The following is a 15145-nucleotide window of genomic DNA, read 5'->3' on the forward strand; positions in this document are numbered from 1 at the left end:
CGCCATGCGCATTGCCGAGGATCTGGCCGACGCGGTCGGAAACACCCCCCTGATCAAGCTGCGCCGCGCCAGCGAAGAGACCGGCTGCACCATTCTGGGCAAGGCCGAGTTTCTGAACCCCGGCCAGTCGGTCAAGGATCGCGCGGCGCTCTATATCATTCGCGATGCGGTCGCGCGCGGCGAGTTGAAGCCGGGCGGCACCATCGTCGAGGGGACGGCGGGCAATACCGGGATCGGCCTTGCGCTGGTCGGTGCGTCCATGGGCTTCAAGACCGTGATCGTCATCCCCGAGACGCAGAGCGAAGAGAAAAAGGACATGCTGCGCCTTGCTGGCGCAGATCTGGTGCAGGTGCCCGCCGCGCCCTACAGCAACCCAAACAACTTCGTGCGCTATTCCGAGCGCCTCGCCAAGGAACTGGCCAAGACCGAGCCCAACGGCGCGATCTGGGCCAACCAGTTCGACAATACCGCCAATCGGCTCGCCCATATCGAGACGACCGGCCCCGAGCTGTGGGAGCAGACGGGCGGCAAGCTGGACGGGTTTTGCTGCGCGGTCGGATCCGGCGGCACGCTGGCCGGTGTCGGCATGGCGCTGCAACCCAAGGGGGTCAAGGTGGCGCTGGCTGACCCGATGGGAGCCAAGCTTTATTCCTATTACACCACCGGCGAGTTGGAGAGTGAGGGCGAAAGCATCGCCGAGGGCATCGGGCAGGCGCGCATCACCGCCAATCTCGAAGGCTTCACCCCCGATTTCGCCTATCAGGTCAGCGATCACGAGGCGCTGCCGATCGTCTTTGACCTGCTGGAGCAGGAGGGGCTTTGCATGGGCGCCTCCACCGGCGTGAATGTTGCGGGCGCGATGCGCCTGGCGCGCGACCTAGGGCCGGGCCACACCATTGCGACGATCCTGTGCGATTATGGCTCGCGCTATCAATCCAAGCTCTTCAACCCTGATTTCCTGCGCGAAAAGGGCCTGCCCGTCGCCGACTGGATGCAGGGCGCGCCGCGTTCGATCCCCGGCGTTTTCGCGGAATGATCGCAGCGCTGCGCAAGCTGCTGCTGGCACTGACGCTTGCGTTGGTGCCCCTCTTGGCACCAGTGGGCGGGGCTATTCTAGTGGGGCCTCTCGTGGCACCCGGTGCGGCCCACGCGCAGCAACCGCCGTCGGCGCCCGATTATGAGCGTTGGGAAAGCCTGGCCGAGCGGGCTGGCGATGCCATCGAGAACCAGCGCGCCTCGCTTGGCGCCTTCGAGACCTTGCGCGAACAACTGGCTGAATGGCGCAGCGTCTTTGCCAACGCCCAGAACATCAATGCCAGCGCGATTTCCACGCTTGAGGCGCAACTGAGGGCGCTGGGCCCGGCCCCTGCCGAAGGCGAAGAAGAGAGCGCCGAGATTGCCTCGCAGCGCGAGACCCTGAACGATCAGATGGCCGACCTGCGCGCGCCCGTCCAGCGCGCCGAACTGGCCTATAGCAAAGCGGACGAGATGATCCGCAATGTCGACCGCATCATCCGCGAGCGCCAGACCGAAGAGCTGCTGGAGCGGGGCCCATCCCCGCTGAACCCAGCGCATTGGGGCACCGGGCTGGCCGCGATCTACGCCTCTTTCGAGGGTGTGCGGGCCGAGGTGATGGGCAGTCTGGAAAACCCTGCGCAACGTGCCGAGCTGGTGCCAAAACTGCCCGCTGCGATCTTTTTGGGTATCATCGGCCTGATTTTGCTTTTGCGGGGCAGGTTCTGGGCCGAATGGGTGGTTCGTATTGCTCTGCCACGCACCGCCACGTCGGGCAAATGGCTGATCAAGTTCCTGATGTCGCTGGGCGAGATCGTGATACCGATGATCGGGATGCTGGTCTTGATCCAGGGCCTCACGCTCAGCGGCGTCACGGGGCAGCAGTCGACCGCCTTTCTGGATGCCCTGCTGATCGCGGTCGTGATCGTTCTTGTCACACGCTGGCTGTCTTTGCGCCTTTTCCCCAAGCAGGACGATGGTCGCCTCTTGCTTAGCCTTGAGGCCGATGAGCGCCGGGCAGGGCGGCTATATGGCAGTGCGCTGGGTATCGTCGTGTCGGCCATGTATCTCGTTCGCGAGATCGCGGATGGCAATGGCTGGTCGCCCGATGCGCGCGTCGCGGTCATCTTTCCCGTCATGGTGGTTGCGGGCCTTCTGCTGCTGCGCCTGTCGGGCCTTCTTGCCGCGCATTGCCGCGCTGAGGCGGGGACCGAGGAAACGGACGGTCCCATCGCGCAAGGATACCGCAGCCGTATTGGTCGCCTCCTGTCCAAACTCCTGATCGGTGTGGCGATTGTGGCGCCGGTTCTGGCGGGTATCGGCTATTACAAGGCCGCCGTCGGGCTGCTGATTCCATCGCTTTTGTCGTTGATGCTGATTGCGGCGATCTTGATCCTGCGCGGCGTTGTCGTGGAAATCTACGTCCTGCTGACCCGCAAGAGCGAGGGCGCGTCGGATGATCTCATCCCGATGCTGGCGGGTTTCTTCCTCGTCATGTGCTCGCTGCCGTTCTTTGCGCTTGTCTGGGGTGCGCGGGTGGCCGACCTGACCGAAATCTGGGTCAAGTTCACGCGCGGCGTCAAACTGGGCGATCTGACCATATCGCCAACGATCTTCCTGACGTTGGCCATCGTTTTCGTGCTGGGATATGTTGCAACGCGCGTCTTGCAGGGCACGTTGAAGAATTCGCTGTTGCCCAAGACCAGGATGGAGATGGGCGCGCGGGATGCCATCGTGTCGGGCGTTGGCTATATCGGCATCTTTCTGGCGGCCCTGATCGCCGTCACCAGCGCGGGCATCGACCTCAGCAGTCTTGCCATCGTCGCCGGTGCCCTTTCGGTCGGTATCGGTTTTGGTCTTCAGAACATCGTGTCGAACTTCGTGTCGGGCATCATCCTGCTGATCGAGCGGCCCATCAGCCAAGGCGACTGGATCGAGGTCAATGGCCAGCATGGCACCGTGCGCGAGATCTCGGTCCGCTCGACCCGGATCGAGACGTTCGATCGCTCGGACTTGATTATCCCAAACGCCGATCTCGTCAGCGGCACGGTGACAAACTATACCAAGGGCAACTCGGCGGGCCGCGTGATCGTCAAGGTCGGCGTCGCCTACGGCAGCGACACCAAGCGTATCGAGAGCATCCTCAGAGAGGTGGCAACGGGCCACCCGATGGTTCTGATGAACCCCGAGCCGACCATCCTTTTCAGAGGGTTCGGTGCGGATAGCTATGAGTTCGAGATCCGCGCGATCCTGCGCGACGTCAATTGGATCATGAACGTCGAATCGGACATGAATCACGAAATCGCCAAGCGCTTTGGCGAGGAGGGGATCGAGATTCCGTATCAACAGCGCGACATCTGGCTGCGCAATCCCGAGGCCCTGACTGGCGCAGCCGCAGGCGCGGCGCAGAAGGCCTCTGCGGACGAGACTGCCGCAGACCCGGCAGACGACCGTGGCGCGGACCCCGTCACCGCCCCGCACGAGGACACCGACGCTGCATCGCGCACCGATGAGGCGCAGCGCATGGATGATGGCGCTGGCGACGCAGGAGGAGACGGAAGATGACGCATCCGCTGTTTATCGACGATGCCTACCTCGCTGATGCGCCGGGCAGCGTTGCAGGGCATACCGCAGAGGGGGGTGTCATTCTCGACCGTGCGGTCTTTTACCCCACGGGCGGCGGGCAGCCCGGTGATAGCGGCCACATCACCTGGCCCGGCGGCACCATGGAGGTCGCCACCACGGTCAAGGGCGAGGGCGGCGCCATCGTGTTGGTGCCCGCCGCACCCCAGGCGCTGCCCCCGGTGGGCACGGCGGTCCGGCAGGTGCTCGATTGGTCCCGGCGACACCGCCTGATGCGCATGCACACGGCGCTGCACCTTTTGTCGGTGGTGATCCCGTTGCCCGTCTCGGGGGGCGCCATCGGCGAGCAGCGCAGCCGCCTTGACTTCAACATGGATGAGCCGCCCGAGGACACCGGCTCGCTTGAGGCGGCGCTCAATGCGCTGGTGGACGCCGATTTGCCGGTGAGCGTGGATTGGATCACCGGCGCCGAACTCGACGCCAACCCCGAGCTGGTCAAGACGATGTCGGTCGCGCCCCCGCGCGGTGCGGGGCGCATCCGCCTCGTTCAGATCGGCGAGGCCGCCCCATGGACCGACCGCCAGCCCTGCGGCGGCACGCATGTTGCGCGCACCGGCGAGATCGGCTGGCTTCGTCTCGGCAAGATCGAAAAGAAGGGGCGCCAGAACCGACGGGTCTATCTGCACCTCGACGATTGAAAAGTGCCATTATCCGCTTGATCTGCCGCCCACGCCCCCGTTAAAGAGGCCCAACGGAGCGGTGGCCGAGTGGTCGAAGGCGCACGCCTGGAAAGTGTGTAGGCGGGAGACCGTCTCCAGGGTTCGAATCCCTGTCGCTCCGCCACATAATCCCAGTATTTTATTATTTTTCAAGATGTTATGGGGTTGTGTGATTTTCGCTTCCCACAAAAATACCCCCATTCATTTTCGGATGGTAGCGGCTTTTACCGGACTCAACTTTTTGTCTTGGAATCGCCCACGCACAAATTTGACTGACGCCGCTGGTCCTGAAATGCCCCCAGCCAAGGCTCGATAGTCCCCTTCATCTCTACGCGTTCTTCGCGCTTGTGTTTTTGGGGGCCTGCCCCAGCCTCTCAGGACGCGGTCTGCATGCGCACGATGACTGTCCTGGGCGTCGGGCCGATCGCAGCCCTTACATTAAAGGCGGCAGTGGATGACCCAGGCAGGTTCAAGCGATCCCGCACCGTGGCTGCGCACTTCAAGCCCTATCGCGATGCGTGGGGTATGTTATACGTCCGTGCATGTGACCTAAATCGAGGGTGTCATGGTCGGACTAAATCTCACCTATGTGGACGAGCTTATCAGCGTGCGGCAGGTGCTGCACGGCGGCAGCCGTGGCGCGCCCAAAAAGGTCGAGGACGGCTCCCGGGAGGGTGCCTCGATCAACAGAAGCTGCATCGTCATGATGAGCGCGCTACTCCAATCCTACATGCAGAACGTGTTCGAAATCTGCGCCAAGAAGGCTCTGCCAAGGCTTGACGATGACGCGGTTTGGGTGGCCTACTGGAAGGAAATGAAAGGCTGGGGCAATCCGAGTGCGGAGAACGTCAAGCGACTCTTCCTCAAGATCGGCGTTGATGACGTGTTCGCCGACCTGAGCTGGCAGAAGTGCGACAACGCTACCGTGCGCAGTCGGCTCAACCAACTGAATCACGTCCGTAACAGCATCGCGCACGGCGCTAATCCCCTGCGTGTCAACAACGCCGACTATTTGTTGTCGCTGGCGAAGGTGAGGACGTTTCGGAATTACTCCGAGCAGCTGGCAGCGCGGTTCGAAGAGCACGCGAAAGCATTTTTCTAGAGATGGCACTGACCTACTACCCGCTGCCGGAAGGGAGTCTCGAGGGCCGCAATTATCTGCTGTTCCCCGACAAGCTGGAGACGGATAAGTTGACCGTCTTTCACGCAACCCCTGCGATAAACCTAGAAAAAATCAAGGCTGATGGGCTGCACCCGGCAAGCAAGTTCGGCGGAATGCTTGAGACTATTTCCTACAGCGAGATCAGCCGGGATGCGATGATCCATCGTCATTACAGCGCGACAAAGACGCAGCCTTGGGTGGTGTTAGCACTGCGCTTTGAAGACCGCAGCCAGCTCTATATCGATTCAGGCACCACCCGATCCGGGCCGCTTAAGAAGCAACCGGAGATCGTCGGCGTGATGAAAATCCCGGCCGGTTACGAAACCCACTAGCTGATCTCGTTGCTGGCCTCGGTCTGTCCCCCCCCTATCCAATGCCAATCCGACACATGCGTGCAGCGGTGCCATCACGGCACCACCCAGACTGCGAAGAGAAGAGTGACCCGGATGAGCGACAAGGACCCAGAAGAAAGAAGGAAAACGAGCTTGACCCAAACACCTAATTAGAGAAGCCGCCGTTCGCTGCCTTTACTACGAAGGTCCGCAAAGCCATCATTGGAGCTTGTTCGACAAAGGTATTGAAAGCTCCCGGACGCGAGCATGGCTTCATTGGCTGTCCATCGGGTAGGTCCTAGGTTTTAAGAGTTGCTGCACTGTCACGAATGAGGGCATTCACCAGTAACCGTAGTTCTACGGCTTCGTGACTGCGTTCGCCATGCTTGTAGTTTGGATGTTTTTTGCCAGATCCTGCGCCTCCGCCCGCACCATGCATCCGGCATACGGTCCAGCCGCGAACCGCTGGATTGCGGCATTTGAAGCCGGTGCGTTTTGACTTAGCAGTGCATCGAGGCGCGCTATGCGCACTTTGCATGGGGTAAGCGTCAGGTTTCATCGTCGCCCCCACCCCCGCGCTCGACATTCCCCACGATAGCCTGCCCGCCATCCTGCACCGTCACACGCTCAACCCGCACCGTCTGTTGCCCCTTTGAGCGATACCCTTTCAAGGCTTTCATCTGCGCCGCATAGCTGCGCGTAAGCTTGTTCAAGGAGCGTTCTGCCGCATCCTGTTGCTGTATATTGTCAACATGATTGAGCCGTCGTGCCATCGCCATCGTTGCTTGATGAATGGCGGCCATCTGCGCCAGCAGCGCAGCCTCGGCGGCATCTCTCGGTTGCATCGAATCGACAAAGCCCAACGCAAAGTTGACTGCGCGTTCGTCCATTTGATTGCCGTGAAATCCAAGAGCCGCAACCTGCATCATCAGACCTGCGGAAACGTCCAGATTGGCGACCGCACAATTCAGGCGGTCAAAATCTCCGCGTGGCGCAATCTCTAAAGCTCCCGTCTCATCCCGAGTCATTTTCAGGCTAGGAGTCTTGCGGTTCTTGTCCGCCAAGGGCGGTTTTTCTGCCAATACCTTTTTCTCAGTCATTTCGGTTCCCTCTGTTCTCCACTGACTTGGCGCGCAACCCATGTGCGGCCGCCTGATGCAGGCGTGTCCCAGCCGGTCAGGTTGCGCCAGGCGTCCAGCGATACAACGCACCCGGTATACGTCAGCGGCCTGCCGCCGGCGGATGCCCCATATGGTTGGGGCATGGACTGCAAGGCGGCGCTCGTTGGTGTTTCTGCCTCGCGACCTTCCTGACCTGCTATTCCTGCTATTCCTGCTAATCCGCCTGCGCCCAAGTTTGGCGGCGCAGATAGAGCGGGCAGCGCATCGCCGCCGCCCATTCTTGCCAACGCGGCTTGCGCGTCAAACCACATCGGCCAGCCCTCGCACGATGCGCCACGCATCCTTGCGGGCAGACCCGCGCACCACCGCGCCCTTATCCAATCGGACAATCCAACCGTATTGCTCCAATAGCGCCAGCGCAGCTTTCGCGACCTTCACATCGCGCAACGCATATGGGCCGGATTGAATGACCTCAGATTGGGCTATATCTGCCTCGCCCCAACTTTCGAGTAGCCATTTGCGCAGCTTTTCCGCCCGCTCGATTTCAGCCGACACGGTTGCGGCTTCAGCCAGCCGCGCAGCCTCGGACAGATAGAATTTTGCCAGCATGATTGCGTGCACCATGTCCTGCCCCGAAACCTCGACCGCTTGAAGATCTTGCCAGAGCGTCAGCACACCAGCGATGCGCGCGGCTTGTTCTGCCGCCTTAGACGCTGTGCCGGTGATATGGGCCAGGTCGCCGCCGGGTGCCTGCAATGCCTCGATTGTATCGTGAAACTCAATCAAGAGGCTACGCGCCCCCTGGCTCAGGGGCAGGACGCGGGGCTGCAATTCGCGCGTGTCAGTGTCCATTGGCATGGGTGTATCCAGTATCCCGCGCAGGCGGCTGGAAAATGCGCCCAGCGCGCCGCTATCCGGCGTCATATGGCGATGCAGCCGCGTGCCGATTGCACTGGGCGGCTGACATATCAGGAAGCGCGCCAGAAAGCCGCTATCTGCCGCCAGTGGGTCTGCTATAAAGGCATGCGCCACGCCCGGTTGCGCCATCAGATGCACCGCCAGCCGCCGCCCGTAGAGGGTGTATGCCCCATCGCCCGCACGAGTGCGCCTTATTGGGTTTCCCTGCCAGAGGCCATTAAGCGCGGTCAGCGTCTTTTGCCGGTTGTCGCTGTTCATGGCAAAACCACCAAGGAACTGCCCGCCTTCATCCGAGAAAATGCCAAGTGACGGTTGTCCGGTCGCATAGAGCCGCGTCAGCCCCTCAAATGTCGGCTCAGTCACGATTCGGTCAGGGCTGGGCGGCGCGGCCGGTTCGCCGCCTAGCGCCGCCAGATCCGCCTCCGCTGCCGTGCGCTTCTCGCCTTTGCCTCTCTTGGCTTCGGTCAAGATGCGGTCACAATCGCCTTTCCAGAGCGCATGCGTGTTTTGCCAGCTTCGCACATCGTCGCGCTGAGCGTCGACGATCACATCATGGCCGACGTGATCCGCCTGCAGGAAGAGATTTCCACCGCAGAGATCGAGATCGCCACGCTGGAGATCCGGATCAACCAGACGATCTACCGCCTGCATGACCTAACGCCTGTAGAGATTTCTTTGATCGAGGCGACAGTTTGATGCTTTAGGTGCGGGTGCAGATGCGCAGCCATTTCCCATCTCAGCCAATCTGGCAGTTCGACCGCAATAGCCTCGCCTACTGGCTGCGAATTGACAACGACTAGAAGGCTCAAACTGAATTGCTGCCCCAACCAAAAACGAGATGAGGTCAGGTCAGTCCTGCTGAAGGTCTGGGACGAAAATCTGCTTCAGTGGTATCAATGCCCGATAGCGGGGTGACAACTTGGAGTAGTGCTCAAAAACGAGTTCCACAAACTGTTCGCCGTTGATCAGCCGCAACTTGGCACGGTTGCGTTCCAGTTCAACAGCGCCCCTGGCGAATGAGCCAAGGTTGACGAACAGCCCATATTCGCCGTCGCCCAAGGTTCCCAAGAGTTGGTCCACATCCGAACGTGGCGTTTGGCTGGTTGTCCGTTTGCATTGGACTTTTACGATAGGCGGTTGAAAGCCTAGCGGGTCCATATGGGCGATGACATCCACGCCCCCATCACCTGACTTTGGGGTGACGCGGGCGGGCTCACCTTCTTCAACTCAGTCGCCAGCTTCTTGCCGGTCATGCGGGCGCTGACCTCGGTTCGGCTGGCGAGAACCTTCCATTGGGCGAGGATGAACGGGGCTTGTTCGGGGGGCGGGAAAATCCCTGTGACGGCGGGGATGCCGTCGATCAGGAAGCGCAACTCGCCGCGTTCCAGTTCTGCCGACAGGGGCACGCCGGGTTTGAGGTGTTCTTCCAGCGCGGCTTGGCGGGCCTCGACTTCGCGCGCGAGGCGGTCCTTGGCCCATTTGCGACGTTCGGTGCCGATCAGGCGCTTGGGGGCGGTGTCCTTCAACTCGTCCGGTTTGGGCAGATCGCGAAATAACCAATCATCGGGCAGAGGCCGGATGCGGACGGATGCCATACGGCGGGCGATGTCGTCCAGCGCCTGTCGCTTCCGCCCACTCAACGCTTGAAGGCGCTCAGCGTCATTTGCAAGTTCTCCTCGTTCCATCTCGGGAACTACAGGAACTGGTAGCGGCGCTATGAACTGCTTGTTAGCGGAACGAAAGTCGCCACGGAATGGTTTTGAAATGCGGCGAAATACGAAACCGGCAGGCGCTGCATTGATTGCAGCAGCGAGGAACCAAGGCGAAACGTCTCGTGCCGCACCCACTCCCCCGACATCAACATTATCCAAGTAGTATTCACCCGACTGATCCACCGTAGCGCAAACCTGCCTAACCAGTCGCGGCACTATCAGCTTTTCGACGTTTTGCTTGCCCAAGTTCTGGCTGCGACCGAATTGATACCACCCATCATTGTCGAACTTTCCGCCCTCGCGGGCTCGCAAAGTTTCTTCATGGCCGGTCAAGTAAATCCAGGCATCTGGGTATTGCGCTCTCATCGTTGACGGCGGGATGAGCTGGGCGCGTCCGCCAGATACCGAGTAAGGAAACAGTAGGTAGGTGTCGGTCTGAGGGGTTAGGTAGCGGCTGGCCTCCGCGCCAGACACCAGCGGCTTCATGATCTCGTCTTCGATCTCGACCACACGCCCGCGCTTGGCCCCTTTCGGCGGCTTTTCCTCGTAGCGGTTCGGCCCCAACCGTTTCAGGTGGTAGATGTGATCTGCGCTGGTCTGGATGCCGACGAAGATGTTCCGCGTCACGGCGGGATCATCCAGCCGCACCCCGTTGCCCGTCAGCTTGTCGATCAGGTCGCGCTCTCCCCCCGCCACCAGCAGCCAACGGTCCCCGAAGGTTAGCCGGTCATAGGGCAAGCGTATGTCCTCCGCCTCCCACGGGCTTTCGGCCACAACTCCGTTCGGGGCCTGCACCACGGCCACTTCGTCATTGGGGCGCTTCGAGAAGAACATGAGCGCGGTGTAGACCGTAGCCTCATCAAAAATCTGGTGCGAGCCGAAGTCGATCCAGCCCCAGAGGTGTCGGCCAGCCTCGATCACCCCACGCAGCCCCGCTCCATATTCGTTCATCTGCCAGACGGAGGGGGCGATGTAGCCCAAGCGGCCATCCTCATTCAGAAGCTGGATGCCCTGTTCGATGAAGGGCAGATACAGGTCGAAATTGCCGGTCTGGGTGCTGTGATAGACGCCGCCTTCCTCTGGGTCGCGTTTCAGGAACGCGGACATGTCGCCATGGACTTTGCGGAAATTCTGGAGCTTCACATAGGGCGGGTTGCCGACCACCGCGTCAAACCCGCCACGCTCGAACACACCGGGGAATGCGGCCTGCCAGTCGAAGGCGTTGATCCGCTCTTTCTCGTCCTCGCTATAGGGTGCGAGGCCGTTGTAGAACTCCGGTCCGATCAGGCTGTTGCCATCGCGGATGTGGTCGTTGAGCGAGGACAACGGCTGGTCGGATCGCGCTGTGTGAAGCCAGAGCGCGAGCTTGGTGATCTCGACCGAGGCCGGGTTGATGTCCACGCCGTAGAGGTTACGGCGCAGGATTTCGCGCACCGCAGCGTCGGTCCAGTCCTCTTCCGCCATCTTCTGTCCAAGCTGTCGGCGCAGATTGCGCAGGGCCTTCCATTCGTCAAGCAGGTAGGCGAGCGTCGTGATCAGGAACGCGCCAGAACCGCAGGCGGGATCGACAATGCGGATGTCGCGCAGTTCTGCCTCGTAGGCGTCGATCGCTTCAATCGTGGGCAGCTTGTCCTGCTTTTCTGATGGCCAGCCGCAGGCGGCTTTTAGGTCGGCCAGTCGGCGGCCCACCGTTTCATCCACTATGCGTTCCACCACCCATTCGGGCGTGTAGTAGACGCCATCGCGCTTGCGCTTGCTTTCCTTGTTGACCGACTTGCGGCCTTCTTCCTCGGCTTCGAGGATTTCCAGTTCGGTGATCGACTGCTCGAAAATGCGCCCAAGGGTGTAGAGGCCGATGCTGCGCTCGGGATCGCGCTTGGCCGCTGGCGCGTGTTCATCATTAACCACGCCCTCGCCCCAACTGGAGGCATAGTTGTAGTTCGCAGACAGATAGAGCAGCGTCAGCTTGTTGGCGGCAAGGCTGGCCTCGTTCTGGCCCTGCCCGCGCTCGCAGAAGATGCTGTTAGGAATGTGCAGCTTTTCGAGGTCGGGATCGGGCGCGAAAAGGCCACCGTTGAACTGGTTTATCTGGTGGTCGCCGAAGGCGCGGCCATCGTTCATCGCCGTGAAGAGGCGGCGCAACCATTGCCAGATTTCCCCGCCTTTAAGATCGAAGAACTGATCGTCGCCCTGCCGGATCAGGTAGTCGCGCAGAAGCTGAGGCGGAAAGCCCAGGGCGCGGCCCATGTCCTCGCAGAAGAACACGAAGATCGCCCGGTCGAGGATTTTCTGCGCCATTCGGACCAGCCGCCCCTTGGTGCCGGGGAAGCGGTCGGTGTCCGGGCCGTTGTGCTCCAGCATGGTTCGGTAGAGGTGTTCGCGGAAACCGCGATACTCGGCGTAGAAACGGTTCTCCAACTCGCTTTGACGAAACCGCTGTTGCTGGATGAGAGATAGAAGCTGCGCGCGGCCACTGGTGCCGCTGACGATCAACGTGTCGCGGTGGAACAGGCGCGAGAACAGGAACCGGTCAAACCGGCCTTCATCGTTATCATCCAGCAAAGTGGCGTGCTGGAGCAGGTCTTTCTTTTCGATTGCGAAGCTGATGAATTGACGCTCGCCCCGATCCGCCCAATAGAGGCGAAATTCATTCATGTCGGTGACGATTGCCCACGTGGGAATGATCGACTCATAGCCAAACATCCCTTTTCTGCTGGCATATAGATAATCAAGACCCTGCTTTACCGGCGATCTGGAATTGCCTTTTCGTTTCTGCGGAGCGTCAAGGGCACTCTTGATGTCTTTGAACTCGACAAGGACCTGCGGCACTGGCGAGGATTCGTCTGGGGCAAAGAAGCCGAGGGCAGCATCAGCCTCTCCCATACCGCCCCGCTGCCCGGCACCCGCGACTGGATATGCAGGATAGAGGGTGTAATTCGTTTCGCCGCCAGCCTGACCGGCCTGCACGTAACCCCATGTGGCTCGGAAAAATTCTTCAAATAACGCAGCTTGTGCTGTGGTTTCTTTCTGACTGCCCCGAGCGGCCCAACGCCGAAGTCGTTCAATGAGGTCGGCTTCCTCGGGACTATCTTTGAAGGTCTCGTATTCATGCGCCCATACAGACCGCAGAAAGGAGTTCGAAATAAAGGAGTTCTTTATATCGCTCATAAGGGGAAAACCTTTTCTGCTGCATTGCCGCAATTCTTCGCGTTTGGAGAGGCTTTGGGCTTCTCGCTACCATTTCTTCCAAGGCGGACCTGTGCAAGAGCAACTTGTCGGAACAGCACTTTCAAATACAATCCAACTTGCCACAGCGGCAACCGGACCTTCGCTGCGCTGGTGTCAGCGAGCATATCAGGTGATGCATGTCGCGCGGTGCGCCATGGCCCACGCAACCGGAACCGACTGGAGCCTGCGCCGCCCGCGCGGACGTGTGCTGCGCGCCGGCGCAAGGCTGATAGTGTCCGGACGGCGCATGACCCTTGCCCTCTCCAGCGCCGCGGCTCCCTTCTGGGCGCTACTATGACCGGGCGTAAGAAGCGCGAACGAGAACGCTGGATTTCTACTAATGAATGTAACGCTTTACAGCTAGTTCCCAAACGCTAGATACCCCGCCCAGCTTTCCAGCATCTTGCGCCGCTTCTCAAAATGGTCAGAGCGGGCATAGGCGGCTTCCACCTTACTTTTGACCACATGCGCCAGCGCGGCCTCGGCCACCTCGCGCGGGAAATTCGTCTGTTCCTGTGCCCATGTCCTAAAGGATGTACGGAACCCGTGCACGTCCACGTCAAAGCCCTGTTCCTTGACCAGCTTGGATAGGGTCATGTCGGATAGCGGCTTGTCCCGCATGGACGGAAACACCAGCCCCGATGGGCCGCGAAGCGCCTCGGCTTCGGTGAGGATTTCCAGCGCGCGGGCCGATAGTGGCACGCGGTGGGGCTTCTTCGCCTTCATCCGGGCGGCTGGCACATTCCAAATAGCAGCTTTAGCAGTAATAGCAGTCTCGCCACCCTGAAATTCGATTTCATCCCAGAGCGCGCCGCGCACCTCGCCAGAGCGCGATGCGGTCAGGATCAGAAATTCCAGCGCCAGCTTTGTGGCGGGCCATGCGCCGGATGCCTGCACCACGTCGATACAATTCTGCACCTCGGCATAGGGAAGCGCCTTGCGATGTGCCTGGGACTTTTCTTGTTTTGGCAACGCCTGCCCGATGTTCTCCGACGGGTTGTCCTGCCGCCAGCCCTGCGCGATAGCCCATTTCATCACGGTGCCGATGCGCTGCCGCACGCGCCGCGCGGTCTCCGGCTTGTCCAGCCATATAGGCTGCAATACCTCCAGCAGGCCGGACGCTGAAACATCCGCCACCTTGCGCGCGCCAATCTTGGGGAAGGCGTAGGTTTCGAGCGTCGATAGAAATTGCGCCGCATGTTTCGCGTTGCGCCATGTCGGTTTGTGGATTTCGTGAACCTTGCGGGATGCTTCCTCAAAAGTCAGCACCGCCTGCGCCTCGCGCTTTGCTTGCAGCGGATCGCCCCCGGCGCGCGCCAGCCGCTTGTTTGCCAGCGCCGCCTCGCGCGCCTCCGCCAAGGTGATGTAAGCCGCGCCGCCCAGCCCCATATCCGTCCGCTTGCCGCGAATGGTCAAACGCTGAATCCATTGTTTTGAGCCATTGGGCTGCACCAGCAGATAGAGACCATGCCCATCTGCATACTTGCCGGGCTGGGACACCTGCCGCACGAAAACGGCGGAAAGTGCCTTTTCAGGGTGCCTCTTACTTCCCGTCTGCGCTTGCGCCATCATCCAACCCGCGTTTCCATCCAAGTTGCCGCCACTCCTTCCCACACTTTTTGTGGGATGTAAACGGAAACCATCGGCTTGTGCCGGAACAACGAAGTGCCGATAGTGTTACATTGTCAGTATGTTACTGGACGCACTCGGACTGCCTAAGAAAGCAATATGGCGGACTGTCGCTCCGCCAGATTATTTTTTGCGCTCTTGTCGCCCCTTAACACCTTGAAGGGAAAGGTGGTTTCTGGTGTTCTAAGTCCCAACTTAGAGCAGTATCTGAGCTTTTCAGAAAACACGACTTTAAGGACCGCAATCCTCCACTCATGGCTTCTCTTTTTCCATATCTCACAAGGACTTGAGAGAACTTCCAAGGTGTGTTCAAATATCTCACTGAAATTTGTAGAACTCTTGTCTAAATCCAAAAGCTTTTCTTGGCAAACCACCTGCTTCCTCTGACATTGCGCTATGCGTTTTTCGTACGCTGAGGCCACCGAGTCGGTGTCTGTCTCTACGATGCGATCAAGGAGCTTTTCCTGCTCCTGTTGAAGGAGTTTGATATGCCTCTCCAAGTCGCGACGTCGATCCAAAATAGCGCCTTGATTGTGTTTCCAGAGGTCACGCAACATCTTTTCCATAACTTTGGCCACGTTGTCATGCGGTTGTAAGTCGGAAAGGAGGTCGGCAAACTCGGTCCCTTCTCGTTCCGTGTGGGTAGTCGGGCGCACCGGTGCTTGAGCCGCTCCCATATTTCGTGCCTTCGGTAGGCGCGTCCGACGCGGAGACCTCAGCCATCGCA

General features: G+C 60.2%; 12 protein-coding genes and 1 tRNA gene. 7 read left to right on the forward strand and 6 right to left on the reverse strand.

All coding sequences use genetic code 11. From position 1 onward, the window contains the following. The first annotated feature begins 4 nt into the window (after positions 1–4). The 6 genes from V8352_RS10695 to V8352_RS10725 all read left to right on the forward strand — a co-directional run bounded on the left by V8352_RS10695 (position 5) and on the right by V8352_RS10725 (position 5810). Entirely contained in the window at positions 5–1036 is a 1032-nt protein-coding gene (locus V8352_RS10695) for a cysteine synthase A (protein WP_336424281.1), read from the forward strand. Beyond that, a complete protein-coding gene (locus V8352_RS10700; protein ID WP_336424282.1) occupies positions 1033–3579 on the forward strand; it encodes a DUF3772 domain-containing protein in 2547 nt (848 codons plus the stop codon). Before V8352_RS10695 ends, V8352_RS10700 begins: the two co-directional genes overlap by 4 nt. Further along, a complete protein-coding gene (locus V8352_RS10705; RefSeq protein WP_336424283.1) occupies positions 3576–4295 on the forward strand; it encodes an alanyl-tRNA editing protein in 720 nt (239 codons plus the stop codon). Before V8352_RS10700 ends, V8352_RS10705 begins: the two co-directional genes overlap by 4 nt. Before the next feature lie 55 nt (positions 4296–4350). Continuing rightward, positions 4351–4440 (forward strand) — tRNA-Ser (locus V8352_RS10710). A gap of 441 nt (positions 4441–4881) precedes the next feature. Next, positions 4882–5418, forward strand: a complete 537-nt coding sequence (locus V8352_RS10720) for a HEPN domain-containing protein (protein ID WP_336424284.1) — start codon at positions 4882–4884, stop codon at positions 5416–5418. Positions 5419–5420: 2 nt separating this feature from the next. Beyond that, positions 5421–5810 carry a hypothetical protein gene (locus V8352_RS10725; RefSeq protein ID WP_336424285.1) on the forward strand — a complete coding sequence of 130 codons (390 nt, stop codon included), beginning with the start codon at positions 5421–5423 and terminating at the stop codon, positions 5808–5810. 548 nt (positions 5811–6358) lie between these two features. Here the strand turns inward: V8352_RS10725 and V8352_RS10730 are convergent. Continuing rightward, positions 6359–6910, reverse strand: coding sequence for a hypothetical protein (locus V8352_RS10730; RefSeq protein WP_336424286.1), 552 nt, complete (start codon positions 6908–6910; stop codon positions 6359–6361). 321 nt (positions 6911–7231) lie between these two features. Continuing rightward, on the reverse strand, positions 7232–8398 hold the full coding sequence (locus V8352_RS10735) for a YfjI family protein (RefSeq protein WP_336424287.1): 1167 nt from the start codon (positions 8396–8398) through the stop codon (positions 7232–7234). On the opposite strand from V8352_RS10735, the gene V8352_RS10740 reads away from it, so the two are divergent. Next, positions 8348–8545 (forward strand): hypothetical protein, encoded by a 198-nt coding sequence (locus tag V8352_RS10740; RefSeq protein ID WP_336424294.1) that lies wholly within the window; start codon positions 8348–8350, stop codon positions 8543–8545. The genes V8352_RS10735 and V8352_RS10740 overlap by 51 nt on opposite strands. Before the next feature lie 153 nt (positions 8546–8698). Here the strand turns inward: V8352_RS10740 and V8352_RS10745 are convergent, their stop codons facing one another. The 4 genes from V8352_RS10745 to V8352_RS10760 form a co-directional block, all read right to left on the reverse strand. Then, the gene (locus V8352_RS10745) at positions 8699–9025 is read right to left on the reverse strand and encodes a restriction endonuclease (RefSeq protein ID WP_336424288.1); all 327 of its coding nucleotides are present in this window, start codon (positions 9023–9025) and stop codon (positions 8699–8701) included. After that, positions 8995–12762 (reverse strand): Eco57I restriction-modification methylase domain-containing protein, encoded by a 3768-nt coding sequence (locus V8352_RS10750; RefSeq protein WP_336424289.1) that lies wholly within the window; start codon positions 12760–12762, stop codon positions 8995–8997. Before V8352_RS10750 ends, V8352_RS10745 begins: the two co-directional genes overlap by 31 nt. 387 nt (positions 12763–13149) lie before the next feature. After that, entirely contained in the window at positions 13150–14361 is a 1212-nt protein-coding gene (locus V8352_RS10755; protein ID WP_336424290.1) for a tyrosine-type recombinase/integrase, read from the reverse strand. Between the two features lie 143 nt (positions 14362–14504). Continuing rightward, on the reverse strand, positions 14505–15145 hold a 641-nt coding region (locus tag V8352_RS10760; protein ID WP_336424291.1), incomplete at its 5' end, for a hypothetical protein.

It is taken from the genome of Roseovarius sp. D0-M9, assembly GCF_037083805.1.
In the GTDB taxonomy this organism is placed as follows: domain Bacteria; phylum Pseudomonadota; class Alphaproteobacteria; order Rhodobacterales; family Rhodobacteraceae; genus Roseovarius.

Excerpts from the sequence above, each read along its gene's own strand:
- V8352_RS10695 (WP_336424281.1), top strand. The coding sequence starts at position 5 with ATGCGCATTGCCGAGGATCTGGCCGACGCGGTCGGAAACACCCCCCTG.
- V8352_RS10700 (WP_336424282.1), top strand. The coding sequence starts at position 1,033 with ATGATCGCAGCGCTGCGCAAGCTGCTGCTGGCACTGACGCTTGCGTTG.
- V8352_RS10705 (WP_336424283.1), top strand. The coding sequence starts at position 3,576 with ATGACGCATCCGCTGTTTATCGACGATGCCTACCTCGCTGATGCGCCG.
- V8352_RS10720 (WP_336424284.1), top strand. The coding sequence starts at position 4,882 with ATGGTCGGACTAAATCTCACCTATGTGGACGAGCTTATCAGCGTGCGG.
- V8352_RS10725 (WP_336424285.1), top strand. The coding sequence starts at position 5,421 with ATGGCACTGACCTACTACCCGCTGCCGGAAGGGAGTCTCGAGGGCCGC.
- V8352_RS10730 (WP_336424286.1), bottom strand. The coding sequence starts at position 6,910 with ATGACTGAGAAAAAGGTATTGGCAGAAAAACCGCCCTTGGCGGACAAG.
- V8352_RS10740 (WP_336424294.1), top strand. The coding sequence starts at position 8,348 with ATGCGTGTTTTGCCAGCTTCGCACATCGTCGCGCTGAGCGTCGACGAT.
- V8352_RS10755 (WP_336424290.1), bottom strand. The coding sequence starts at position 14,361 with ATGATGGCGCAAGCGCAGACGGGAAGTAAGAGGCACCCTGAAAAGGCA.